Source organism: Lentzea sp. NPDC005914 (assembly GCF_040629405.1).
Classification (GTDB): Bacteria; Actinomycetota; Actinomycetes; order Mycobacteriales; family Pseudonocardiaceae; genus Lentzea.
In genome coordinates, this window is record NZ_JBEXVQ010000010.1 from 168,696 (window position 1) to 191,285 (window position 22,590).

Genomic DNA, 22,590 nt, shown 5'->3' on the forward strand with positions numbered 1-22,590 from the left:
CCGGTCACCCCTGTCGACTGGTTCAGGCGTATGCCCAACGGTGGTGGCACCGTGTTCCTGCGTCCTGCTCAGGTTGAGCAGAACGACTGAGTCGCGACGGCAGCAAACGCTGAAGGGGCCGGTTCGCCGGCCCCTTCGGCGTTCGGTCGTTTGGCACAGGACCTCACGGCGGCATAACGACTGGGCCACAGGGCGTACCTGAGACCGTTCCTTCACCCGTTAGGGGGACGTCGATGGTCTTAGATCTCGGCAACCCGCCGATCCCCCTGGAGAACAGATGGCCCTGTCCAGACCGCTCGCTGCCTTCGCCGCGGCGTCGTTCGCACTGGTCGCGCTCAGCACCACCGCCTACGCCGGTGGCGAGCTGAAGTCCGGTGACCCGCGCGCCACCGTCCACGACAAGAACGTGACCACGTGTGAGGCCGCTGGGCTGCCCGGCAAGACCATCGCGTCCGGCCAGATCAAGGCCGAGGCTGACGACGTCTACATCGACGTGCTCGACCACACGGGCATCACGGCTGTCGTGGTCAAGGGTGGCGACGCGTACAACGTCTACCTCGCGAGCGCGCTGAGCGAGGGCTGGACCGACCTGCACTCGCCGCTCAACCCCAACGGCAAGCCCGCGGGCATCAGCCACTGGTTCGCGTGTGGCGAGCTCACCGGCGAGCAGCCGCCGACCGAGGAAGTGCCTCCGACGAAGGAGCAGCCGCCGACGGAGACCGTGACGTCGACGCCCTCGTCCTCCGCGACCACCCCCGCCACCTCGGTCACCACCTCGCCGGCTGCCCCGGCCGGTGCTGAGGAGCTGGCGTCGACCGGGTTCGGGTCTGCCTGGTTGCTCGGTGTCGGTGCCGCGCTCGTCGCTGCTGGGGCCGCCGTGCTGTTGGTGCTGCGCAGGCGTCGCGCCTAGGAGTTCTCGATCAGCACGCCCCAGAGCGTGCCGAAGAGGATGCGTGTTTCGACGTGGAACTCCACGTCCGATGGAGCCGCCCCGCCGCCGTAGATGTCCACGGCGCGCTGGGCGGCTTCTGTGCCTGCGGCGCCTGCCAGGCAGGCCAGGTCCCAGGCGACGGGGCCGCGCCAGGTGTCCTCGAAGTCGTTCCACACAGGACCGGACGGCGTCATCAGCACGTTGCCGTAGTGCGGGTCGCCGTGCAGCGGTTGGACGTCGTTGTAGTGCGCGTCCCACAGAGCAAGGAGTTCGGCACGGCGTTCGTAGAACGGCGACAGGCCCGGAACGCCCTGCGCGGTGAGGTACGCGAGCGTGTTGTCGGTGTCGTCGAGAGGGCCACGCGCGGGCAGGGAGCCCTCGTACAACCTGAGTTCGGCGTGCAGATCGGGCAGCATCTTCAGCACGTCGGGGCGACTCAGCTCGACAGACGGATCGTGCGGGACGTACGTGGTGAACGAGAGTACGAAGCCGTCGTGTGTGTGAGGTCCGGCAGGGAGTTCGGTGGAAGGCGTCACGACAGGGACGCCGCGCGAGGCCAGGAATGCGGACACCGCCAGGTCGCGACCGAAGTGATCAATGACCGACGGGCGGACCAGGGCTGTGCGTGAGGCGACTCGGGCCACGACCGGGGCCGGGCGCAGGTGCACGATGACGTTGCTGCCGGCCTTCATGACGACGGGGTCCGTGCAAACAACTCCGTGAGAGGCTGCGAACGACACGGCGGCGCTTACGGCTGCTGAAGTGCTCACGGCAAAGAGGCTGGCATCAGCCCTGCGGGAGAAGCGACTCCATTTCCGCGATCTCCTTCTCCTGGTGGCTGATCACGTCCTGGGCCAGCGTGCGGGCGGCGGGGTCGGTGCCCGCAGCCAAGTGCTTCTGAGCCATCTCCACGGCGCCGCGGTGGTGCTGGATCATCAGCGAGAGCCACTGGCGGTCGAAGTCGCTGCCGGAGAGGTCGGCGAGGTCGCCCAGCTCGACCATGCCGTGCGACTCGGAGTGGCCGTGTGAGGAATGGCTCTCCGCCTTGACTGGCGCGTTCCACGTCTTCAGCCAGCCGTTCATGCGGTCGATTTCGGGCTTCTGCGCACCGGAGATGCGCGAGGCCAGGTCGATCACGTGGCTGTTCGTCGTGCGGGAGGCGACCAGGCCGGACATCTCCAGCGCCTGCTCGTGGTGCGGGACCATGCCCTGCGCGAACGCGACGTCCGCGGAGTTGTGCGTGGCGGGTGAGCCACAAGCGGCCAGCAACAGGACAGAAGCGACAGCGAGCATTCGGAGCACGGCGGCAGGATACGTGTGACGTGCGCTACGCCGCTGGCAGGCGGCCATGGCCCACCCGAATGGAGCTGATCGGCTCCGTCTAATATCCCGGGGAGTTTCCCGAACGAACTGGTCCCACCAAGGCCTGGAGGCACCGTGACGGCCGTAGCCCCGCAGCCGATCGCAACGCGTCCTTATCCGACGCGCACTGCGGTCAAGGGGTCCTTCCTGCTGCGGATGTTCCGCACCACGGACCACAAGCAGATCGGCATCATGTACCTGGTCACCTCGTTCGCCTTCTTCATGGTGGGCGGCGCGATGGCCATGCTGATGCGGACCGAGCTGGCCCGTCCCGGCATGCAGTTCCTCAGCCAGGAGCAGTTCAACCAGCTCTTCACGATGCACGGCACCGTGATGCTGCTGCTGTACGCGACGCCCATCGTGTTCGGCTTCGCGAACTTCGTGCTCCCGTTGCAGATCGGCTCGCCCGACGTGGCGTTCCCGCGTCTCAACGCGTTCTCGTACTGGCTGTACCTCTTCGGCGGCCTGATCGTGATGTCCGGCTTCATCACCCCCGGTGGTGCGGCCGACTTCGGCTGGTTCGCCTACACCCCGCTGAGCAACGCGATCCACTCGCCCGGCGTCGGCGCCGACCTGTGGATCTCCGGCCTCGTCATCGGTGGTCTGGGCACGATCCTCGGCGCGGTCAACATGATCACCACCGTGGTCTGCCTGCGCGCGCCCGGCATGACGATGTTCCGCATGCCGATCTTCACCTGGAACATCCTGGTGACGTCGGTGCTGGTGCTGCTCGCGTTCCCGATCCTGACCGCGGCCCTGCTGGGCCTGCTGGCGGACCGGCATCTCGGTGCCCACGTGTTCGACCCCGCCAACGGTGGCGTGATCCTGTGGCAGCACCTCTTCTGGTTCTTCGGGCACCCCGAGGTCTACATCGTCGCCCTGCCGTTCTTCGGCATCGTGTCGGAGATCTTCCCGGTGTTCAGCCGCAAGCCGATCTTCGGTTACAACGGCCTGGTCTACGCGACGCTCGGCATCGCGGCCCTGTCGGTGGCCGTGTGGGCGCACCACATGTACGCGACCGGCGCCGTGCTGCTGCCGTTCTTCGCCTTCATGACGTTCCTCATCGCGGTCCCGACCGGTGTGAAGTTCTTCAACTGGATCGGCACGATGTGGAAGGGCCAGCTGACGTTCGAGACGCCGATGCTGTTCTCGATCGGCTTCATCGTCACGTTCCTCTTCGGTGGCCTGTCCGGCATCCTGCTGGCCGCGCCGGCGATCGACTTCCACGTGTCGGACACGTACTTCGTCGTCGCGCACTTCCACTACGTGCTGTACGGCACGATCGTCTTCGCGACCTTCGCGGGCATCTACTTCTGGTTCCCGAAGATCACCGGCCGCTTCATGGACGAGCCGCTCGGCAAGCTGCACTTCTGGACGACGTTCATCGGCTTCCACGCGACGTTCCTCGTTCAGCACTGGCTGGGCAACGAGGGCATGCCGCGCCGGTACGCCGACTACCTCGCGTCCGACGGCTTCACCACGCTGAACATGGTGTCGACGATCGGTGCCTACATCCTGGGCGCGTCGACGCTGCCGTTCATCTGGAACGTCTTCCGCTCGTACCGCTTCGGCGAGGTCGTGACGGTCGACGACCCGTGGGGCTACGGCAACTCGCTCGAGTGGGCCACCTCGTCCCCGCCGCCGCGGCACAACTTCACCGAGCTGCCCCGGATCCGTTCCGAGCGCCCGGCGTTCGAGCTGCACTACCCGCACATGATCGAGCGCATCCGCAACGAGGGTCACGTGACCTTCACCGGCAAGACGATCGCGCACAAGGACGCCAAGCCCGCTCCCTCGGAGCTGGCTGCAGCCGCGATCAAGTCGGGTACGGCCTCCGAGAAGGACGATCCGGACCACGACAAGTAACCTCCAAGTCGATTCTCCGGCCACCCGCGAAGCGAGTAGGCCGGAGGATCGACTTGGACCAGACTCGCCGCCAGGCGACAGTAGGCTCTGGTAACAGGTTCAACGACGAGCCCCGGCTGCTTCTCGCGGTCGGGGCTCGTTGCGTCTTACGAGGAGACGACGACGTGAAAACGCCCGTGCTCATCACCGTGACCGGCCCCGACAAGCCTGGCGTCTCCTCGGTGCTCTTCGCCGTGCTGACCAGGCACGGAGTCGAGGTCCTCGACGTGGAGCAGGTCGTCATCAGGGGCCGGCTGGTGCTCGGCGCGCTGGTGTCGACCGACCACGATCCCGAGGGTCTGCAGGAGTCGGTCGAACAGGCCATGGCCACCGTCTCGATGCACGTGGAGATCGAGATCGGCGCCGACTCGAAGCGCACCGCGCGCCTGGAGTCCTCGCACGTGCTGATCGTGCTGGGGCGTCCGGTGACGGCCAAGGCGTTCACCGAGGTCGCGCGCCGGTTGGCGTCGCTCGGCGTGAACATCGACGCGATCCGCGGCGTGGCCGACTACCCCGTCACGGGCCTCGAGCTGCGCGTTTCGGTTGCGGACGACACGCTGGAGAACGACGCGGAGCTGCGTTCGGCACTCGCGGACGTGTCGGTGCGGGTCGGCCTCGACATCGCCGTCGAACGGGCCGGCCTGACCCGCAGGGCCAAGCGCCTCGTGGTGTTCGACGTCGACTCGACGCTGATCCAGGGCGAGGTGATCGAGATGCTGGCCGCGCACGTCGGGTGCGAGGAGCAGGTGCGCGAGATCACCGAGGCCGCGATGCGCGGCGAGCTGGACTTCGCCGAGTCGCTGCGGCGCCGGGTGGCGTTGCTGGAGGGCCTCGACGAGAAGGTGCTGGACGAGGTCGGCGCGTCGCTGGAGCTCACGGCCGGCGCACGCACGACGATTCGCACGTTGAAGCGCCTCGGGTTCTACTGCGGGGTCGTGTCCGGCGGCTTCACGTCGGTGATCACGGCGCTCGCTGACGAGCTCCAGCTCGACTTCTGCGCGGCGAACACGCTGGAGGTCGTGGACGGCAAGCTGACCGGCAAGGTGGTCGGCGAGATCGTCGACCGGCCGGGCAAGGCCGTGGCGCTGCGCCGGTTCGCCGAGGAGGCGGGCGTGTCGCTGGCGCAGTGCGTGGCGGTCGGTGACGGCGCGAACGACATCGACATGCTGGGCGCGGCCGGGCTGGGCATCGCGTTCAACGCCAAGCCCGCGTTGCGCGAGGTGGCCGACACCGCGCTGTCGCACCCGTTCCTGGACGCGGTGCTGTTCATCCTCGGCGTGACGCGGGCCGAGGTGGAGGCCGCGGACGCCGCGGACGGCCTGGAGCTGACCCGGCTGTGATGATCCTCGACCTGATCGCGTCCCGGAACTACGCCGAGGAGTCCGAAGTCCGCGCGATGCCGATGGTGTTGCGCATCGAACGCGTGGACCCGCCTTCGCGGACGGCTTTGCTGGAGGCCGCGGCTGCTTCGGCGGTCGCGGTGTGCCTCGACCCGCGTGCGGACGTCGGCGGCGAGTGGCACGAGGCCGTGCGCGCGTGGGTGGCCGGGCGGATCCGCAAGGTGTCGCGGCGGGCGCGTGGCGTGCAGTGGGACGCGGTGCAGGAGCTGCCGGGCGTGACGATCACCGTGGACGGTGCTTCGGTGCGGTCGCTGCTGCCCGTGCTGGTGTCCGAGACGCCTCGGGAGGTCGCGAAGCTGCAGATCTCCGGGTCTGATCTGCCTCCTGACGAGCCTGGAGCGGTGCCTGAGGGTGCGCGGCTGCTGTACGTGAACCCGCGCGTCGAGATGTCCGCCGGCAAGCTCGCGGCGCAGGTCGGGCACGCGTCGATGTTGCTGGCGCCTCATCTTTCGGTGTCCGAGCTCAAGGCGTGGGCGGCGTTGGACTACCGGTGTGCAGTGCGGACGCCTTCGGTGGCCGAGTGGGACTCGTTGATCCACCGCGGCGACGTCGTGGCCGTGCGGGACGCGGGCTTCACGGAGGTCGAGCCGGGCACGACGACGGTACTTGCTGTTTAACATCGGGCTAATCGGGTAAATCTCCGGCTCGTGGGCTTACTCGACGTGCTCGACGCGCGGCTCGGTGACGGGCTGGAGAACGTGCTGTGCTCCCATCACGCCCGCAGACTGCGCCGGCTGGGGTGGGGCGAGGTGCTGGAAAGTGGCGACGCGGGGTGGTTCACCCCGCGTCGGCCCGTTCAGCGCGGCAACAAGATCGAGGTCCTGGTAGACGGCGCGGCGGCGTTTCCCGTTGTGGCAGAGGCGATCGAGAACGCGCAGAAGTACGTTCACATCGCGAACTGGCACGCGTCGCCCGACTTCCAGCTGACCCGCGAGCCGGGCGCACCGCAGCTGCGCGAGCTGCTTTCGGCTGCGGCGGAACGGGTTCCGGTGCGCGTGCTGCTGTGGGCGGGGCCGCCGATCCCGTTCTTCGAGCCGACGCGCAAGCGGGCCGCGGCGGCGCAGAAGGCCTTTCTGGAGTGCGGGGCCGTCCGGTGTGAGCTGGACGCCCGCGAACGGACGTTGCACTGCCACCACGAGAAGATCGTGATCGTCGACGACGTGGCGTTCGTCGGTGGCCTCGACATGACCGCTGTGGAAGGCGACCGGCACGACTCGCCGGAGCATCCGCCGCGCGACCTCGGCTGGCACGACCACGTGGCTCGCGTGGAGGGCCCGGCGGTGGCCGAGGTGGCGGCGCACTTCGCCGCACGGTGGCTGGAGATCGCGGGGGAGACCCTCCCCGCGCCGGTCGTGCCGCCCGAGGCCGGGTCGTCGTCGGTGCAGGTGGTGCGCACGATTCCGGAGAAGACCTACGATTTCGCGCCACACGGCGACTTCAGCCTGCTCGACTCGTACCTGCGGGCACTGCGGTCGTCGCAGTCGTTGATCTACCTGGAGAACCAGTTCCTGTGGTCGCCGGAGATCACCGAGGTGCTGATCGAGAAGCTGTGCCGGCCGCCGTCTGATGAGTTCCGCATGGTGCTGCTGTTGCCGCAGAAGCCGAGCAACGGCGCCGACACCACCCGCGGCCAGCTGGGCCGGTTGATCGACGCGGACGTCGATCGGCGGCTGGTCGCTGCAACCCTTGTCTCACACGGCGATGCTCCGGTCTACGTACACGCCAAGCTGGCCATTGTGGACGATCACTGGCTCTCGGTCGGCTCGGCGAACCTCAACGAGCACTCGTTGTTCAACGACACCGAGGTCAACGTGGTGACCGACGACGCCACGGTGGCCCGCGCGACCCGCATCCGGCTGTGGACCGAGCACCTGGGCGTGTCCGTGTCGGGCCCCGTGGATGAGGTGGTCGATCGGGTGTGGAGGCCCGCGCTGGAGGGGCGTTCGCGGGTGACGCCGCTGCCCGGGGTGTCGCGGCGGGCAGGAAGACTGCAAGGACCGTTACGTGGATTGCTGGTCGACGGCTGATCGCTGGGTCTAGTTTGGCGGCGTGGCCAACGAGGTGACGATCCCGCTGCTGCCGTGCTCCTCCATCGACGAGGTGGCCGAGTTCTACGTGATGCTCGGGTTCACGGTCACGTACCGGCAGTACCGGCCGAACGCGTACCTCTCGGTGCGGCGCGAGGAGATCAACCTCCACTTCTTCGGCATACCGGGGTACGAGGCCGAGCGGTCGTACAGCTCGTGCCTGATCCAGGCGGAGGACCCGCGGGAGCTGTACGAGGCGTTCGCCGCCGGCATGCGCGCGGTCTACGGGCAGGTGCTGCTCACGGGCATTCCGCGGATGACCCGGCCGCGGCGCGACGGGTTCCTGTTCGTCGATCCCGGCGGGAACTGGATCCGAGTGGTGCCGGCGGTGCGGGAGAGGGAGCCGTCGCGCAACGGCCTCACACGGGCGTTGCGGAACGCGGTGACGCTGGCCGGGTCGCACGGGGCTGAGCGGCAGGCGTTGAAGATCCTCGAAGGGGCGCTAGTGCGGGAGACGCACGCTTCGGAGGAGGAGCGGGCGGAGGCGTTGGACTTCCGCGACGAACTGCTTGAACGGCTTAATCTACATAGGTAGCATTGGTCGTGTGGAGCCACTACAACGCATCGGCAAGGCCACCGTCGATGTGCTCGAGGTGCTTTTGGGCGCCGACGAGCCGCGTTGGGGCCTGGAGATCATCAAGCTGACCGGGCGGCCGTCGGGCAGCGTCTACCCGCTGCTGGACCGGTTGGAGCGAGCTGGCTGGGTCACGTCCGAGTGGGATGACGACGCGGAACGGCGCGGGCCTCGCAGGCGCATGTACCGGCTGACGGCCGAAGGGGCTGCTGAAGCCCGCAAGGTCGTGGCGCGGGCTGCTCCGGCGCCGCGTTTCGTGCCCAGGACAGCGCAATGAGAGTCGCGTTGTTGGTGGTGCGGTTTGCGGCCGCGGTCATCGGTGATGAGCGCTATCGCGAGCAGTGGGAAGCGGATGTTGTTGGGGCGCGCGAACTCGGCATGTCGCCGTTGATGGTGGCGTTCGGGGCGTTGTGCGCTGTCGTTGCTATGCCGTCGAAAGGGGCTGTCGTGGCTGAGATCGGGCCGTTGGGCATGGCGTTGAAGCACGCGGGGACGCCGCGTGGACGGGTGCTGGCGATTGCCGTGGTGTCGGCGTTGCTGGTACTCGGTGGGGTTGCGCTGCTGTTCGCTTGAGCAAATTGCTCCGTGTCGTTTTGGCGGGACCGGGCTTAGCTTCGGGCGGTGGCTAACGAACTGACGATTCCACTCCTGCCGTGTCCGGACATTGACGAGATCGCGTCGTTCTACGAGATGCTCGGCTTCTCGGTCACCTATCGGCAGACGCGGCCGAACCCGCACGTGGCTTTGCAGCGGGAAGACATCAACCTGCACTTCTTCGGGATGGACGGCTTCGATCCCGAGCAGTCGTACGGCACCTGCCTGGTCATCGTGCAGGACACCGGTCCGTTGTACGAGGCGTTCGCGGCGGGGATGCGTGCGGCGCACGGGAAAGTGCTCATCTCCGGCATTCCGCGGATGACCCGGCCGCGGTTGCGCAACGACAGGTACACCGGGTTCAGCGTTGTCGATCCCGGTGGAAACTGGATCCGGATCAACAAGGCGACCGTGGAACCCGAGGCGACGACGAGGCTCGCCAAAGCCGTGGAGAACGCCGCGCGGCAGGCCGATGCGCGCGGGGACGAGCGGCAGGCGTTGAAGATCCTCGAAGGCGCGCTGAAACGAGCCGATGCTTCGGAACCCGGATTTGAGGAGGCTCAGGCGTTTCGGGACGAGCTCGTCGAGCGGATCAAGGGGTCTGTTTAGTTTGGGCAGCGTCCAGGCGCTTGAGGGCGGCCCTGACCACCTCGGGGTCGTAGGTCGTCCAGAACGGGGGGAGTGAGGCGCGCAGGAAGCCGCCGTAGCGGGCCGTGGCCAGCCTCGGGTCGAGGATGGCCACGACTCCCTTGTCCGACATCGAGCGCAGCAACCGGCCCGCGCCCTGGGCGAGCAGGAGGGCGGCGTGCGTGGCGGCGACGGTCAGGAAGCCGTTGCCACCGCGGGAGTTGATGGCCTTCTGGCGGGCGGAGGCGAGCGGGTCGTCCGGGCGCGGGAACGGGATGCGGTCCATGATCACGAGCTGCAGGGACGGGCCGGGGACGTCGACGCCCTGCCACAGCGACAGGGTGCCGAACAGGCACGTGCGCTCGTCCTCGGAGAACTTCTTGACCAGCAGACCCGTCGCGTCGTCGCCCTGGCAGAGGATCGGGTGGTCGAGCCTGTCCCGCAACGCTTCCGTGGCCGCCTTGGCCGCGCGCGTCGAGGAGAACAGACCGAGCGCGCGGCCACCGGCCGCGTTCACCAGACCCTCGATCTCGTCGAGGTACTCCGGCGGCAGGCCGTCTCGGCCCGGTTGCGGCAGATGCCTTGCCACGTAGAGGATGCCGCTCGACCCGTGCTGGAACGGCGAGCCGACGTCGAGACCCGTCCACTTGGGACCGTCGACGTCCTTGATCTCCTTGTCGGTGGCCGCGCCCTCGATCTTGCGGACCTTCTCCGACGGCGGCAGGCCCCACTGGCGGGCCATGGCGTCGAAAGCGCCGCCCAGCGTCAGCGTCGCGGACGTCAGCACCGTGGTGCGCTTGGCGAACAGCCGCTCGCGCAGCAGCCCGCCGACGCCCAGCGGCGCGACTCGCAGCGAGGGCGCCTTCTGGTTGAAGTCGCCGGACACCCACACGACGTCGCGCTCCTCGCCGAACGCCTCGAGGATCCGCACCGAGCAGTCGTGGACCTCCTCCAGCAACGCCAGCGCGAGCTTGCGCGCCGTCGCCCCGTCCGGGTCCTCCTTGCGCTCCGAACCCATCGCCGACATGCAGTTGTGCGCCGCGTCGCGCGTGGCCGCGAGTGCGCCCGAGAGTGCTTTCGGGAGCGCGTCGAGCCGGCCGGACGGCATGTCCTCGAGGATCATCGCCAGCCCGTCGCTCGCCTCGGCGAGCCGGTCCGCGACGTCCTGGTCGATCAGCCGGCCGCACCGGCGCGCGGCCATCGCCACGGACGCGCCGCTCAGCTCCTCAGTGGCCACCGACGTGACGCGGTCGACGAGGTCGTGCGCCTCGTCGATCACCACCACGTCGTGGTCCGGCAGCACCTGGTAGCCCTCCAACGCGTCGATGGCGAGCATCGCGTGGTTCGTCACCACCACGTCCGACTTGCCCGCCTGCGCCCGCGCCCGTTCCGCGAAGCAGTCGGTGCCGATCGGGCACTTAGACACGCCCAGGCACTCGCGCGCCGTGACGCTGACCTGCCGCCACGCCTGCTCGCTGACGCCGGGCACCAGCTCGTCGCGGTCGCCGGTCTCGGTGTCCGACGACCACTCGTTGAGCCGCTTCACCTCACGCCCGAGCTTGGACACCGCGAACGGGTCGAACAGCGCGTCGTCCTCCGGCTCGTCCGGCGCGCCGTTGTGCACGCGGTGCATGCACAGGTAGTTCCTGCGGCCCTTGAGGATGGCGAACGTGGGCTCCCGGCCAAGGTCTTTCTTGAGCGCCTTCGCCAGGCGCGGCAGGTCGCGGTCGACCAGCTGCCGTTGCAGGGCGATCGTGGCGGTCGAGATCACCACCGTCTCGTCCTCGGCCACGGCGTGCCTGATCGACGGCACCAGGTACGCCAGCGACTTGCCCGTGCCCGTCCCCGCCTGCACCGCGAGATGCTCACCGGTGCGGATCGAGTGGTCGACGGCCTCGGCCATCTCCACCTGACCAGGGCGCTCCGCACCACCGACGGCGTGGACGGCGGTCTCGAGCAGGCTCAGCGTGGGGGGAACTTCAGGCACGAGACAGACCGTACCCGGCAGGTCCGACACTCCCCGCCGGACACCGCCGACTCGCCAGACCTGCAGCCGGGCCCCGGGCGCCGGCGAGGTCAGTCGCCGCCACCGCCTCCGCACCCACCGCCGCAGCCACCTCCGCTGTCGCCGCCACCGTCACCACCGCCGCACGAGCTCGACGAACAACCGCTTCCGCAGCTGCTGCCGGACGACGTGTCGCGGTGGGGCAGCAGCCCGATCATCACGGGGGTGAGGCCGAACATCCCGGCGATCGCGACGCGGCCGACCTTGCCCCGCAGCCCGCGCGCGGCGACGGCGCCCACCGGGTCCTGCTGCGACACGCGCAGGCTCGCCCGGTTCGCCAGCTCGTAGCCGGCTCTCGTGCGCAACCGGCCGGGGTCGCGGGCCTTCAGCACCGACGCCCAGACGATCACCAGCGCCCCGGCGGCGAAGAAGTACCAGGACGGGTACTCGACCACCTCCGGCACGGGGAGTTCCAGTAGGAGCTCGGGCACCACGATCCGCAGGAATCCGGCCAGCCCGAGTCCGGTGCCCAGCAGGAACAGCCACGGGTGCAGACGCGGCCGCCACGAGCGGTGGTGCCGCAGCAGGCCGCGATCGGCGAGGTGGTGGCGCAGGCCGTCCGCCTCGGGCGAGCCGGCCGCTTCGCGCAGGACGTCGTGCAGGTACCTGCCGACCTGGACGCTGTTCAGGATGCGCGCTTCCAACGGCGAGATGCGGCCCGGGTTGCGGTGGACAGCGGTCACCACGCCGTCACGGGAGATCCGGGCCGCGCCGATGTGCAGCAGTCGCGCCAGGGCGACCTCGGCGGCACGGGTCGGGCCGCCGACGAGACAGCCCAGCTCTTCCGGGGTATGCGTCGTCACGCGGATTTCTCGGCCGCGGACCTCACGTCGTTACGTCGGCCAGGATTCGGTCGAACAGCTCGACGGCCGCCTTGAGGTGCGAACTCGTCAGCGGCACGTCACCACCCCGGCGGACGGCCACCAGGTCGGGCAACGGCAGATCGGGCCACCGGGCCGCGGCCAGCTCACCCGCGCGCGACTTGCTCACGATCTCGCCGGTCCGGATGGTGTGCCACAAGCGCGCGGGTCCCAGTCCGATCCAGAGGATGTCCTCGGGCGGCAACTCCGGCATCGTGCGGACCTTGTCGAACAAGCGCTGCCAGTAGTCGACGAGGTTCGCACGGCAGTACGCCTCGACGTCAGCAGCAGTACCAGGGCAGGTGGGCCGTGCACCCCGCACGGTGTGACCAACGGTCCGCAGCTGCTGCCACAACACCGGAGTGATCTCCCCGGCCAACGGCGTCACGTCGGACACCGGCTTCTCCAACGAGCCGGCCAGAACCACGGCGACATCGGCGCCGTCGACAGAAGGCAGCGAAGCGGCCGAAGACAGCTCGATGACGATGTCCAGGTCCGAGCCGGCAACGACGTCGTCCAGCACACGCGACCCGTAAACGTGCGCGCCCACCACAAGACCTGGCAGGCGCGCATCGAGAAGATCCAAGTACTCCCCAGGTGTGATCACCTGGTCCAAGCTACCGACGCCGGACGAGTGCCCAGGCTCCCGGCAGCACGCCGGCCGCCAGCGCGATCTTCAGGGCGTCGCCGAGCAGGAACGGCACCACGCCGACGGCAACGGCCTTGGACAAGGACATCCCGGTCATCGCCATCAGCCACGGCACACCGACGGCGTAGATCGCCAGGTTGCCCAGCGCCATCGTGCCCACGACGCGCAACGGCGTGCGGTCACCGCCACGGCCTGCGAGAGCGCCAACGAGTGCACCCGCGAACACGAAGCCCACGACGTAGCCCAGCGACACAGGCGCGCCCGACGTCCCGCCCTGGAACCACGGCACACCCGCGACACCCGCGATCAAGTACAGGAGCATCGAGGTCGCGCCGCGCTGCCAACCCAGAGCAGCGCCCACGAGAAGAGCGGCGAACGTCTGGCCGGTCAGCGGAACCGGGCTGCCCGGAATCGGCAGGGCCACCTGGGCGGCCAGGCCGGTGAAGGCGGCACCGGCGACCACCAGGGTCAGATCGCGGACCAGAGAGCCCGGCACGAAGTCGGCGAGCACGGTGCGACGGGGCGCAAGCGCGAGTGTCATGTTCCCTCCCAGGCGGAATCGAGAGAACCTGAGGTTAACCAGGGAAACTCGCGAACGTCTTTGTTCGATCTATACAAGTGACCGTTCACACATCGAGGGCGACCTTGCCCGCCGCCCGCTCGGTGTTGCGGCGGGTCTTGGTCCAGCCGTTGTTGCCGCGCACCAAGCGGATCAGCGCGCGCCACGACGTGATGTAGAAGGTGTAGATGTACAGCGCGTAGCCGAGCCCGTACCCGATGGACTTCCACAACGAAACGGGCTCACAACGCGCGCGGTACACCGGTCCCCACAGGACGAACGGCAACAGGCCGAACGCGCCGTACACGGTGAAGAGGATCCACGCGCCGTCGAAGAACCACGCCACGACTTCCGACGGCGACACCGCGAACCGGTAAGCCATGAGAGCCACGGGAATCGGGTAGATCAAGGTGCCGAGCAACTGCATCCACGGTTGCGCGAGGTAGTACATCATCTCGGCGGCGCCGAGTGTCGTCAGGTGCTCGGAGTCCCAGATCCGCCGCAGGTAACGCATGCACTGCATGGTTCCCTGGCCCCAACGGGTGCGCTGGGCCAGGAAGCGGCGCAACGAGTACAAAGCCTCCTGGTTCACGTGCGTGTCCAACGTGAACCCGGTGTGCCAGCCCGCGGTCAGCAGGTGCACGCCGAGCTCGAAGTCCTCCAGCAGCGACCCGCGCCACGGGCTGCCGGTCGGCCCGGCGATCGAGTCCAAAGCGGACAGACGGGTGAACTGGCCGTTGCCGCCCATGGAGATCGTGCCCGTCGCGCCGCGGGACATCTGGATCGCCGCGATGGCCGTGCGGAACTCCAGGTCCTGCATCCGCACCAGAGCGGCGCCGAAAGTCCGCCGCCACAGGGAGACACCCGGCTGACGCTGGCCCGCGTTGATCATCCGGACGTCCACCTGCACCGCACCGATCCGCGGATTGCCGAAAAGATGCTGAGCCGCGCAGACCTCCAGGCAATTGGGTGCCGGACGGCCGTCAGCGTCAACAACAACGATGATCGCGCGGTCCGTGTCCGCACGCCTGCCCATCCACAGCTTCAACGTGCGGTAGGCGTCGTTCAACGCGTTGCCCTTGCCGGTGCGGGCGTACGGACGTTGGCGCTGCACGAGGTGGATGTGCGTGTCCCGCACGCCGCCGTTGCGCTTCAACGATCGCACTACCCCAGCAGTGCGGTCGTCGGAGTCGTCGTCGATGACCCACACGTGCGCGATGGGGAACGCAGAGCGCAGATACCTGATCGTGTCGCCGATGACCGCTTCCTCGTCGCGGCACGGCACGAAGAAGTGCCACTCCAACGACGATGGCTCGCCCAGAGGCGCGGGTTTGCGCCGCAGGTACGGCACCACGATGAAGAACACGTACGTCACGAAGGCGACGCTCATCGTCAGAGCGAGCGCCTGCGTGAACCCGAGAACGAGGTCGAGGCTCACTTCCGCGTGGCCAGCCAGACGAACGCGACCAACGCCGCCGCGCCACCGAAGACGCTCACCATCGAACCCAGCAGCGTGTGGCCCCAGTAGTACCCGGTGTCCACGCCCAGCCACCGCACCAGGCCGACCAGGGTCAGCACCCGGAACTGGTTCACGATCACGACCGCCAGCGCGGCGATCCCCAGCGCGACCAGCACGCGCGACTGGATCCGCGGGCGCAACGCGATCATCACGGCGCCCACCACGATCAGCGGCAGCACCAGGAACGCCGAGGTGCACTCCGGTGTCATCCGCAGGCCCAGCGGCGTGTCCGAGCCCAGTCCGAAGTAGACGGTCTGCCGGTCGGGGATCACGTCCACGCCGTAGGAGCTGATGACGCTGAGAAGCGCGCCGGACAGCGAGATCTCCGCCGTTCGGTACAGACGGTGTGCGAAGACGAGTCCTGCGGCAACCCCGAGCAGGACGACCACCGTCACCCGGCTCGGGAATGCGGCGCGGCGCACGGCAAGCGTCACCCGAGGGTCCTTTCCACCGATTGAGGGAGCGCCCAGACGGGCTACTTGACGTTCCATCGGTAGACGCAACGTCAGCCCTCACCCCCGGATCGGGTGACGCCGTGACCGGAAATTGATCAAAAAACCCACGATGAGTGGCGCCGATTGGGCGAGTCGAGTGGTCGTGTCGCCCGATACGGGGAGTAACCCTCAGTTCCCTCGAAAGAAAGCCGATGCCGGTAATTGCCCCCGGAAAGCGTGAAACCAGATTGGTATCAGTGCGCCCTGGGGCCGGAGGAATCAAGGGAAGGAGTTTCATGCGTGTCCGAATGACGGGACTGGCAGGAGTCATCGCGATTGCCGCACTCCTGGTCGGTGCCGCACCTGCTTCGGCCGCTCCGGGGGACGCCTCGGCATACGGTGCGAGGCTCAACGTGACGCTGCTCGGCAACCCGGCGGTCAACGCCGAACCGTTCGCCGCCGCCAACGCGAACGGGCCGACGCAGAACACGTTCGCCGGCGTTGACCTGCCCGGGATTCTGAAGACCGGTGTCATCAACGCCTCCGCGTCGCGCGACGACAAGTCCGGCGGCGTGTACTCGCGGGCGAGCACCGCGGACGTCCGGGTCGACCTGCTCTCCAAGGTCACCGGCAAGATCTCCGCCGAGCTGGTCGAGGCGGAGTGCGCGGCCACCCAGAAGGGGCTCGTCGGCAAGTCCAAGCTCGCGGGCGTGAACCTCGGCAAGCTCGGCCAGGTCAACGCCGACCCGGCGCCCAACACCGTTCTGAACGTGGAACTCGCGGGCATCAAGATCGCCGAGGTCATCTTCAACGAGCAGTACAAGAACGACGACGGCAGCCTCACCGTGAACGCGATCCACATCAAGCTGCTGCAGGGCAAGCTCGGCTCCCTCGGCACCGGCGACGTGATCCTGTCGTCCGCCACGTGCGGTCCCGCCGGCCTGCCCATCCCGATGGCGTCGGGTGCGGGCCTGTGGATCGGTCTCGGCCTGCTCGGTGTCGTCGCCGCTCCGGTCGCCTTCGTGGCGCTGCGCCGTCGCGCGTCGCTCAACGCGGCTTAAAGAGGAGCGGCAGATGTACAAGGTCCCCGGTACCGGCATCGGTGTCGGCACGGGTGTCGGAGCCCTCGCGGTGACCGGCGCGGACGTGACGTGGTGGTTCGTCGCGGGAATCGTCCTCCTGCTCGTGGGCGCGTTCCTGCTGCACAGCACGCACCGCAAGCGCGTACCCGCCACGGCGAAGGCCAGAAACCGAGCCGGCTGACAGAGCCCGCCTGGGATTGCCCCCGGTCCCAGGCGGGTCTCCCGGTCTCCCCGAGAGAGGACTACGGTGAGGAAAGAAGTTCTGCTGGTCGCCGGTACGCGGCCGGAAGCCGTGAAGATCGCCCCGGTCGCCATCGCGTTGAAGGGCCACCCCGCCCTCCGCCCCACGATCGTCCACAGTGGACAGTACGCCGGCATGGTCGAACAGGCGCTCGGCGCGTTCGACCTGGTGCCCGACGTCCGGCTGGACGTGCCCAGGATCAACGGAACCCAGGCCGAGCTGGTCTCCCGGCTGTTGCCCGAGTTCGACGCCGTGCTGGAGGAGCGCGACCCCGCGGTCACCCTCGTGCAGGGCGACACGACGACCACGCTGGCCGCGGCACTGGCGTCGTTCTGGCGCGGAATCCCCGTGGCGCACCTCGAAGCCGGCCTGCGCACCGGCGACCTCTACGGCCCGTTCCCCGAGGAGGGGAACCGGCAGATGATCTCCCGCATCACCTCGCTGCACCTCGCGCCGACCGACGACGCGGCCAACGCGCTGAACACCGAGTCCCTGCCGGACAGCCACATCGTCGTCACCGGCAACACCGTCGTCGACGCCGTGCAGCGCGTCGCGTCCGCCGATCTCCCCGCGTCCAGCGCGGACGTCATCGCCCTGGAACGCACCCTGGACGCCACCGGCGGCAGGCTCATGCTCGTCACGGTGCACCGCCGCGAGTCGTGGGGCCGCCCGCTGATGCGCGTGCTCAACGCCGTGCGCGCCATCGCCGACCGCCACCCCGACCTGCACGTGCTGATCCCCGCGCACCCGAACCCCGGTGTGCGCGAACAGGTCGTGTCGCTGCTGGGCGGCCACGAGCGCGTGGTCATCACCGACCCGCTGGACTACCCGGACCTGGTGCGGGTGCTGAGGCGCTCGGCCGTCGTGCTGACCGACTCCGGTGGCATCCAGGAGGAAGCGCCGACGTTCGGCGTGCCGGTGCTGGTGCTGCGCGAGACCACCGAACGGATGCTCGCCGTCGACGCCGGGTGCGCCTGGCTCGTCGGCACCGACACCACCCGCATCCTCGCCGAGGCGGGCTGGGTGCTCGGCTCCCGGCTGCGGCTTCCCTTGGGGCGCAACCCGTTCGGCGACGGGCGTGCCGCGGTCCGGGTGTGCGCCGCGCTGGAGAGGCTGGCGGGCCTGCCGACAGCTCTGCCGCGCCGGGAGCCGTTCGCCACGCTGGCAGGGGTGCGCTGATCATTCGTTGCTGACAGTTCGCCTGTCACCTGGTCGTGTAATTGCGAATTCACGAATGGGTGACATGGGGTGCCGAGCTGTTATCAGCGCCACGCATCACAACCATTATCGGGCGGTGGGAAATCGAGCCATAGGGGAAAGGGCAACAGTGCGCAGGAGTTTGGTCGCGGGGGCGGTGGTCGCGCTGGTGCTGGCGACCGCGGCTCCCGCGCACGCGAGCAACCCGCCCGGCACGGCGAGCTCCGGTTCCGCCGACTTCGCCAAGGCGGACCAGACGTTCAAGGTCGAGCCGCTCGCCGTGTGCGACGTGAACCCCGACGCGGCGGGCACCGTCACCGGATCCAGCCCCGCGGTCGGCAGGAACGGGCTCAAGATCGGTGAGACGTCCTCCACCTGCACGACCGAGGTCGTGAACCAGGAGGAGTTCATCACCAGGACCAAGTCCGTGGCCACGGGCAAGGCGTTCGAGCTGTCCGCGCTCGTCGGCGCCAAGGGTCCGCGGCTCAAGATCGGCGAGTGGAAGATCACCTGCGAGGCCACGCAGGAGGGCACCGCGGCCGGCTGGGAGCTCAAGGGCATGTCCGGCTGGACCGGGCTGCCGCAGCAGATCCCGTCCGGGTACGTGTACGAGATCAAGGCGGGCAACGGAACCGTGCTCGCCAGGGCCAAGTTCACCGACACCGTGTTCCCGGTGCCGAACGACGGCAGCCTCAGCATGACGCTGCTGAAGATCACGTTCGAGCCGTCGTCCGGCTACACCGGAAGCATCACCATCGGCACCACGGCCTGCACGCCGACGCCGTAAAGCGTTAAGCGACAACGACACCCGCGGCGCGCAGCTCCGAAAGAGCGGCGTCGCGGGTGTTGTCGGCCACGGCCGCGGTCAGGCCGGTGAGAACCGTGGTGCGGAACCCGTTGCGTTGCGCGTCCAGGGCGGTGGCGCGGACGCAGTGGTCGGTCGCGATGCCGACGACGTCCACGTCGGTCACGCCCTTCGCCGTCAGCCACCCGGCGAGGTCGTTCTCGGCCTCGAAACCCGAGTAGGCGGTGGCGAAACGCCCCTTCGAGAAGACCTGCTCGACGTACGACACGTCCAGTTCCGGGTGGAACGAAGCACCGGGCGTCCCGGCCACGCAATGCACGGGCCAGGTGGCGACGAAATCCGGCGTTTCGGAGAAGTGCGGGCCGGGGTCCACGTGATAGTCCCGCGTCGCCACGACGTGGTCGTAGGACGACGTGGCGATGTGCTGGGAGATGGCCGACGCGACGGCCGCACCACCCGTGACGGCCAGAGACCCGCCCTCGCAGAAGTCGTTCTGCACGTCGACGACGATGAGCGCCTTGGTCATCGGGACTCCTCCAGGTAGACCGTCGGGATCGCGGGCTCGCCGCGCGAGAGCTTGAGGCCTTCCCACGGCACGCTCACCAGGGCCGCGCGCAGGTGTTCGCGGCTCTGCTCCAGCGTGGGGACCTCGGGCGCGACCTGTCCGTCGCGCCACAGCGGGATCTGCACGAGCCGGTCACCCGGCCCGAGGTCGGGCTCGGAGGACGCCTGGAACACGACCTCCTCCAGCGCCGTACCGGTGTCCTTGTGCCGCCGCAGCGCCTTCTTCCAGCCGCCGCGCGACTGCTTGGACGTGCTGCGCTTCTCGACGTGCCTGCCGTCGACCTCGACCAGCTTGTAGACCATGCCCGCGGTCGGCGCCCCGGAACCGGTCACGACCGACGTGCCCACGCCGTACGCGTCCACGGGCTCGGCGCGCAGGGCGGCGATCGCGTACTCGTCGAGGTCGCTGGACACGACGATCCGGGTGTTGCGGGCGCCCAGCGAGTCGAGCTGGTCGCGTGCCTGCCTGGCCATCACGCCGAGGTCACCCGAGTCGATCCGGATCGCGCCGAGATCCGGCCCCGCGACCGCGACGGCGGTCTTGATGCCCTCGGTGATGTCGTAGGTGTCGACCAGCAACGTCGTACCGACCCCCAGCGCCTCGACCTGGCTGCGGAACGCCTCTTCCTCGCTGTCGTGCAGCAACGTGAACGCGTGCGCGCACGTGCCGGCCGTCGGGATGCCGTGGCGGCGGCCCGCTTCGAGGTTCGACGTCGCGGTGAAGCCCGCCAGGTAGGCCGCGCGGGCACACGCCACGGCGGCTTCCTCGTGGGCGCGCCGCGACCCCATCTCGATCATGCGACGGCCGTTCGCGGCGGTCACCATGCGGGCGGCGGCGGACGCGATCGCGCTGTCGTGGTTGAGGATCGAGAGAGCGAGCGTCTCCAGCACGACACCTTCGGCGAACGACGCGCGCACGGTGAGGATCGGCGAACCGGGGAAGTACAGCTCCCCGTCGGGATACCCGTCGATCTCACCCGAGAACGAGTAGTTCGCGAGCCACTCCAGCGTCGCGTCGTCCACGACGGCGTTGCGGCGCAACTGGTCGATCTCCTCCTCGCCGAAGCGGAAGTCCCTGATCGCGTCCAGCAGCCTGGTCACGCCCGCGACCACGCCGTAACGGCGGCCGTCGGGGAGCCTGCGGGCGAAGACCTCGAACACGCACGGACGGTCACCAGTGCCGTCACGCAGCGCGGCCGCGAGCATGGTCAGCTCGTAGTGGTCCGTGAGCAACGCCGTCGAGTTCATGGTCACCAACCCTAAGGTCGCATCCGGTTTAGCCGCACGCGGTCTCCGTCACTGCGGCGAACATGACACCATTGGCGGTATGACCACGCCCGTCGAACAGGAACGGACGCAGCCGGAAGCCGTCGGCGAGGAGATCGCCGCCCAGGACCGGCCTTGGCAGACCGTGGTCTGGAACGACCCGGTCAACCTCATGTCCTACGTGACGTACGTGTTCCAGAAGCTGTTCGGGTTCAGCAGGGACAAGGCGACCAAGCTGATGCTCGACGTGCACCACAAGGGCAAGGCGATCGTGACATCGGGCACCAAGGACAAGGTGGAGGCCGACGTGGCGAAGCTCCACGCGGCGGGCCTCTGGGCGACCATGCAGCGGGCCTCGTGAAGCGGTGGATCCGCGACGGTGACGTCGTCATCGGGAGACTCGACCGCCAGGAGGCCGCAGTCGTCCGGGGTCTGGTCAGCCAGATCCAGGAGATGCTGCTGACCCGCGCCGAGGAGGCGCCCCAGGACGAGCTCGCCGAGCTGACCGGCATCAGGACAGGCCCGTCGGAAGCACCCGATGATCCGATCCTGGGCCGTCTGTTGCCCGATTTTCATCGTTTGGACGACGACGCACCGGACCCTGACGAGGTCAACTCGGCGGCGGCACTGCGGTCGTTGCACGAGCCGGAGCTTCTGGACCACAAGACGGGCGCGGCCGAGATCGTGCTGCAGACCTGCTCGCCCGACGGCGGCGAGATCAGGCTGTCGATCGGTGAGGCCGAGGCCTGGCTCGCGTCGCTGAACGACGTGCGGCTGGCATTGGGCACGGCGCTGGACGTCACGGAGGACATGCCGGAGGAGCTCCCGCCGGAGGACCCGCGGTCGCCGCATCTAGGCGTGTACCACTGGCTCACCTGGGTGCAGGACACGCTGGTGGAAGCGATGATGCCGTGATTCCCGGCGTCCTCGTCGGTCATCACCACAGGATTGAAGCCGGCTGGGCCACCGGCACCACGGTCGTACTGGTTCCCGCCGGTGCGGTCGGCGCTGTCGACGGACGCGGTGGTGCGCCCGGAACACGCGAGACGGACCTGCTGGCCCCCTCGAACCTGGTGCAGCAGGTACACGCAGTGTGTTTGTCCGGCGGTTCGGCTTACGGGCTGGCGGCCGCCGACGGCGTCATGCGGTGGCTGTCGGAGCGGTCGATCGGGTTCCAGGTGGGCGCGCAGCCGCACCACGTCGTGCCGATCGTGCCGGGCGCGGTGATCTTCGACCTGCCGATGTCGTCGTGGGGGAACCGGCCGGACTCGTCGTTCGGCTACGCGGCTTGCGATGCGGCCGCTGAAGAGTTCGAACTGGGCTGCGTCGGCGCGGGTGCCGGTGCGCGGGTCGGTTCGCTCAAGGGCGGCGTCGGCACGGCTTCGACGAAGGTCGGCGAGCACACCGTCGGCGCGCTCGCGGTGGTGAACGCGGCCGGGGAAGTCGTGGACCGCGCAACGGGTCTGCCGTGGCTTCCGTCGCTGGGCACCTCGGCCGTCGCGTTGCCGGAACGGAAGGCGGAAGGCCTCAACACCACGATCGGTGTGGTGGCGGTGGACGCGGCACTGTCCAAAGCGGAGTGTCAGCGGCTCGCGATGGCCGCACAGGACGGTCTGGCGCGCGCGGTTCGGCCCGCCCACACGATGTTCGACGGCGACACGGTGTTCGCGCTGGCCACTGGTGCGGTGCCGCTGGCCGAGCCCAGGGCGTTCGCGCTCGACGCATTGTGCACGGCCGCGGCGGAGATGTTCGCGGAATCGGTGGTTTCCGGGGTCCGCGAGGCGCACTCCGTTGCTGGTGTGAAGGCCTTTCGCGACCTCTGAGCGCGAGTGCCGGGTTCTCGTTACCTTGATTCCTACCTCGAGAGGG

26 protein-coding genes are annotated in these 22,590 nt (G+C 68.7%); 16 read left to right on the forward strand and 10 right to left on the reverse strand.

The genetic code is table 11. From position 1 onward, the window contains the following. Window positions 1–277 precede the first annotated feature (277 nt). On the forward strand, window positions 278–910 hold the full coding sequence (locus ABZ345_RS17045; protein WP_359848826.1) for an LPXTG cell wall anchor domain-containing protein: 633 nt from the start codon (window positions 278–280) through the stop codon (window positions 908–910). Here the strand turns inward: ABZ345_RS17045 and ABZ345_RS17050 are convergent. Together ABZ345_RS17050 and ABZ345_RS17055 are read right to left on the reverse strand one after the other, a co-directional pair. Next, window positions 907–1,623 carry an aminoglycoside phosphotransferase family protein gene (locus tag ABZ345_RS17050; protein ID WP_359848829.1) on the reverse strand — a complete coding sequence of 239 codons (717 nt, stop codon included), beginning with the start codon at window positions 1,621–1,623 and terminating at the stop codon, window positions 907–909. The two genes, ABZ345_RS17045 and ABZ345_RS17050, sit on opposite strands and share 4 nt — an antisense overlap. A gap of 94 nt (window positions 1,624–1,717) precedes the next feature. Next, window positions 1,718–2,224 (reverse strand): DUF305 domain-containing protein, encoded by a 507-nt coding sequence (locus ABZ345_RS17055; protein ID WP_359849085.1) that lies wholly within the window; start codon window positions 2,222–2,224, stop codon window positions 1,718–1,720. A gap of 144 nt (window positions 2,225–2,368) precedes the next feature. Here ABZ345_RS17055 and ctaD point away from each other — a divergent pair, with 144 nt between their 5' ends. From ctaD to ABZ345_RS17095, 8 genes are all read left to right on the forward strand, one after another. Continuing rightward, on the forward strand, window positions 2,369–4,159 hold the full coding sequence (ctaD, locus tag ABZ345_RS17060; protein WP_359848832.1) for a cytochrome c oxidase subunit I: 1,791 nt from the start codon (window positions 2,369–2,371) through the stop codon (window positions 4,157–4,159). A gap of 164 nt (window positions 4,160–4,323) precedes the next feature. Further along, complete coding sequence (gene serB, locus ABZ345_RS17065) at window positions 4,324–5,538, forward strand: phosphoserine phosphatase SerB (protein ID WP_359848835.1); 1,215 nt, start codon at window positions 4,324–4,326, stop codon at window positions 5,536–5,538. After that, window positions 5,538–6,215, forward strand: coding sequence for a peptidyl-tRNA hydrolase (locus tag ABZ345_RS17070; RefSeq protein WP_359848838.1), 678 nt, complete (start codon window positions 5,538–5,540; stop codon window positions 6,213–6,215). Before serB ends, ABZ345_RS17070 begins: the two co-directional genes overlap by 1 nt. A gap of 30 nt (window positions 6,216–6,245) precedes the next feature. Continuing rightward, window positions 6,246–7,625 (forward strand): phospholipase D family protein, encoded by a 1,380-nt coding sequence (locus tag ABZ345_RS17075; RefSeq protein ID WP_359848841.1) that lies wholly within the window; start codon window positions 6,246–6,248, stop codon window positions 7,623–7,625. A 22-nt stretch (window positions 7,626–7,647) separates the two neighbouring features. Further along, complete coding sequence (locus ABZ345_RS17080; protein WP_359848844.1) at window positions 7,648–8,220, forward strand: hypothetical protein; 573 nt, start codon at window positions 7,648–7,650, stop codon at window positions 8,218–8,220. Window positions 8,221–8,230: 10 nt separating this feature from the next. Then, window positions 8,231–8,536, forward strand: a complete 306-nt coding sequence (locus tag ABZ345_RS17085; protein ID WP_359848847.1) for a helix-turn-helix transcriptional regulator — start codon at window positions 8,231–8,233, stop codon at window positions 8,534–8,536. Beyond that, window positions 8,533–8,832, forward strand: a complete 300-nt coding sequence (locus tag ABZ345_RS17090) for a hypothetical protein (protein WP_359848850.1) — start codon at window positions 8,533–8,535, stop codon at window positions 8,830–8,832. The genes ABZ345_RS17085 and ABZ345_RS17090 overlap by 4 nt, the downstream gene beginning before the upstream one ends. A 48-nt stretch (window positions 8,833–8,880) precedes the next feature. Beyond that, entirely contained in the window at window positions 8,881–9,462 is a 582-nt protein-coding gene (locus ABZ345_RS17095; protein WP_359848853.1) for a hypothetical protein, read from the forward strand. Here the strand turns inward: ABZ345_RS17095 and ABZ345_RS17100 are convergent. The 6 genes from ABZ345_RS17100 to xrtP all read right to left on the reverse strand — a co-directional run bounded on the left by ABZ345_RS17100 (window position 9,446) and on the right by xrtP (window position 15,566). Further along, entirely contained in the window at window positions 9,446–11,467 is a 2,022-nt protein-coding gene (locus ABZ345_RS17100; RefSeq protein WP_359848856.1) for an ATP-dependent DNA helicase, read from the reverse strand. The two genes, ABZ345_RS17095 and ABZ345_RS17100, sit on opposite strands and share 17 nt — an antisense overlap. 89 nt (window positions 11,468–11,556) lie before the next feature. Next, on the reverse strand, window positions 11,557–12,348 hold the full coding sequence (locus tag ABZ345_RS17105; protein WP_359848858.1) for a TIGR04222 domain-containing membrane protein: 792 nt from the start codon (window positions 12,346–12,348) through the stop codon (window positions 11,557–11,559). 22 nt (window positions 12,349–12,370) lie between these two features. Next, window positions 12,371–13,012 (reverse strand): hypothetical protein, encoded by a 642-nt coding sequence (locus ABZ345_RS17110; RefSeq protein WP_359848861.1) that lies wholly within the window; start codon window positions 13,010–13,012, stop codon window positions 12,371–12,373. 10 nt (window positions 13,013–13,022) lie between these two features. After that, window positions 13,023–13,595 carry a biotin transporter BioY gene (locus tag ABZ345_RS17115; protein WP_359848864.1) on the reverse strand — a complete coding sequence of 191 codons (573 nt, stop codon included), beginning with the start codon at window positions 13,593–13,595 and terminating at the stop codon, window positions 13,023–13,025. An 85-nt stretch (window positions 13,596–13,680) separates the two neighbouring features. Further along, window positions 13,681–15,003, reverse strand: coding sequence for a glycosyltransferase family 2 protein (locus tag ABZ345_RS17120; RefSeq protein ID WP_359849088.1), 1,323 nt, complete (start codon window positions 15,001–15,003; stop codon window positions 13,681–13,683). 44 nt (window positions 15,004–15,047) lie between these two features. Next, window positions 15,048–15,566, reverse strand: a complete 519-nt coding sequence (gene xrtP, locus ABZ345_RS17125) for an exosortase P (protein ID WP_359848867.1) — start codon at window positions 15,564–15,566, stop codon at window positions 15,048–15,050. A 296-nt stretch (window positions 15,567–15,862) separates the two neighbouring features. Between xrtP and ABZ345_RS17130 the strand changes: the two genes are divergently transcribed. The 4 genes from ABZ345_RS17130 (at window position 15,863) to ABZ345_RS17145 (ending at window position 18,873) form a co-directional block, all read left to right on the forward strand. Next, the gene (locus ABZ345_RS17130; RefSeq protein WP_359848870.1) at window positions 15,863–16,627 is read left to right on the forward strand and encodes a choice-of-anchor P family protein; all 765 of its coding nucleotides are present in this window, start codon (window positions 15,863–15,865) and stop codon (window positions 16,625–16,627) included. Window positions 16,628–16,640: 13 nt separating this feature from the next. Next, entirely contained in the window at window positions 16,641–16,829 is a 189-nt protein-coding gene (locus tag ABZ345_RS17135) for an LPXTG cell wall anchor domain-containing protein (protein ID WP_359848873.1), read from the forward strand. Window positions 16,830–16,895: 66 nt separating this feature from the next. After that, a complete protein-coding gene (wecB, locus tag ABZ345_RS17140; protein WP_359848876.1) occupies window positions 16,896–18,068 on the forward strand; it encodes a UDP-N-acetylglucosamine 2-epimerase (non-hydrolyzing) in 1,173 nt (390 codons plus the stop codon). 148 nt (window positions 18,069–18,216) lie between these two features. Then, a complete protein-coding gene (locus ABZ345_RS17145) occupies window positions 18,217–18,873 on the forward strand; it encodes a hypothetical protein (protein WP_359848879.1) in 657 nt (218 codons plus the stop codon). Between the two features lie 4 nt (window positions 18,874–18,877). On the opposite strand, the gene ABZ345_RS17150 is transcribed toward ABZ345_RS17145, so the two are convergent. Together ABZ345_RS17150 and ABZ345_RS17155 are read right to left on the reverse strand one after the other, a co-directional pair. Beyond that, window positions 18,878–19,417, reverse strand: a complete 540-nt coding sequence (locus ABZ345_RS17150; RefSeq protein ID WP_359848882.1) for an isochorismatase family protein — start codon at window positions 19,415–19,417, stop codon at window positions 18,878–18,880. After that, a complete protein-coding gene (locus ABZ345_RS17155) occupies window positions 19,414–20,703 on the reverse strand; it encodes a nicotinate phosphoribosyltransferase (protein ID WP_359848885.1) in 1,290 nt (429 codons plus the stop codon). The genes ABZ345_RS17150 and ABZ345_RS17155 overlap by 4 nt, the downstream gene beginning before the upstream one ends. A 79-nt stretch (window positions 20,704–20,782) precedes the next feature. On the opposite strand from ABZ345_RS17155, the gene clpS reads away from it, so the two are divergent. Genes clpS through ABZ345_RS17170 form a run of 3 tightly spaced genes read left to right on the forward strand, consistent with a single transcriptional unit; the run spans window position 20,783 to window position 22,544 of the window. Continuing rightward, window positions 20,783–21,082 (forward strand): ATP-dependent Clp protease adapter ClpS, encoded by a 300-nt coding sequence (gene clpS, locus ABZ345_RS17160; protein ID WP_359848888.1) that lies wholly within the window; start codon window positions 20,783–20,785, stop codon window positions 21,080–21,082. After that, window positions 21,079–21,636, forward strand: coding sequence for a DUF2017 domain-containing protein (locus tag ABZ345_RS17165; RefSeq protein WP_359848891.1), 558 nt, complete (start codon window positions 21,079–21,081; stop codon window positions 21,634–21,636). Before clpS ends, ABZ345_RS17165 begins: the two co-directional genes overlap by 4 nt. Continuing rightward, the gene (locus tag ABZ345_RS17170; protein ID WP_359848894.1) at window positions 21,633–22,544 is read left to right on the forward strand and encodes a P1 family peptidase; all 912 of its coding nucleotides are present in this window, start codon (window positions 21,633–21,635) and stop codon (window positions 22,542–22,544) included. Before ABZ345_RS17165 ends, ABZ345_RS17170 begins: the two co-directional genes overlap by 4 nt. Window positions 22,545–22,590: the final 46 nt, after the last annotated feature.

Excerpts from the sequence above, each read along its gene's own strand:
- ABZ345_RS17090 (WP_359848850.1), top strand. The coding sequence starts at position 8,533 with ATGAGAGTCGCGTTGTTGGTGGTGCGGTTTGCGGCCGCGGTCATCGGT.
- ABZ345_RS17135 (WP_359848873.1), top strand. The coding sequence starts at position 16,641 with ATGTACAAGGTCCCCGGTACCGGCATCGGTGTCGGCACGGGTGTCGGA.
- ABZ345_RS17045 (WP_359848826.1), top strand. The coding sequence starts at position 278 with ATGGCCCTGTCCAGACCGCTCGCTGCCTTCGCCGCGGCGTCGTTCGCA.
- ABZ345_RS17130 (WP_359848870.1), top strand. The coding sequence starts at position 15,863 with ATGCGTGTCCGAATGACGGGACTGGCAGGAGTCATCGCGATTGCCGCA.
- ABZ345_RS17070 (WP_359848838.1), top strand. The coding sequence starts at position 5,538 with ATGATCCTCGACCTGATCGCGTCCCGGAACTACGCCGAGGAGTCCGAA.
- ABZ345_RS17055 (WP_359849085.1), bottom strand. The coding sequence starts at position 2,224 with ATGCTCGCTGTCGCTTCTGTCCTGTTGCTGGCCGCTTGTGGCTCACCC.
- ABZ345_RS17050 (WP_359848829.1), bottom strand. The coding sequence starts at position 1,623 with ATGAAGGCCGGCAGCAACGTCATCGTGCACCTGCGCCCGGCCCCGGTC.
- ABZ345_RS17155 (WP_359848885.1), bottom strand. The coding sequence starts at position 20,703 with ATGAACTCGACGGCGTTGCTCACGGACCACTACGAGCTGACCATGCTC.
- clpS (WP_359848888.1), top strand. The coding sequence starts at position 20,783 with ATGACCACGCCCGTCGAACAGGAACGGACGCAGCCGGAAGCCGTCGGC.
- ABZ345_RS17115 (WP_359848864.1), bottom strand. The coding sequence starts at position 13,595 with ATGACACTCGCGCTTGCGCCCCGTCGCACCGTGCTCGCCGACTTCGTG.
- ABZ345_RS17150 (WP_359848882.1), bottom strand. The coding sequence starts at position 19,417 with ATGACCAAGGCGCTCATCGTCGTCGACGTGCAGAACGACTTCTGCGAG.
- ABZ345_RS17120 (WP_359849088.1), bottom strand. The coding sequence starts at position 15,003 with ATGAGCGTCGCCTTCGTGACGTACGTGTTCTTCATCGTGGTGCCGTAC.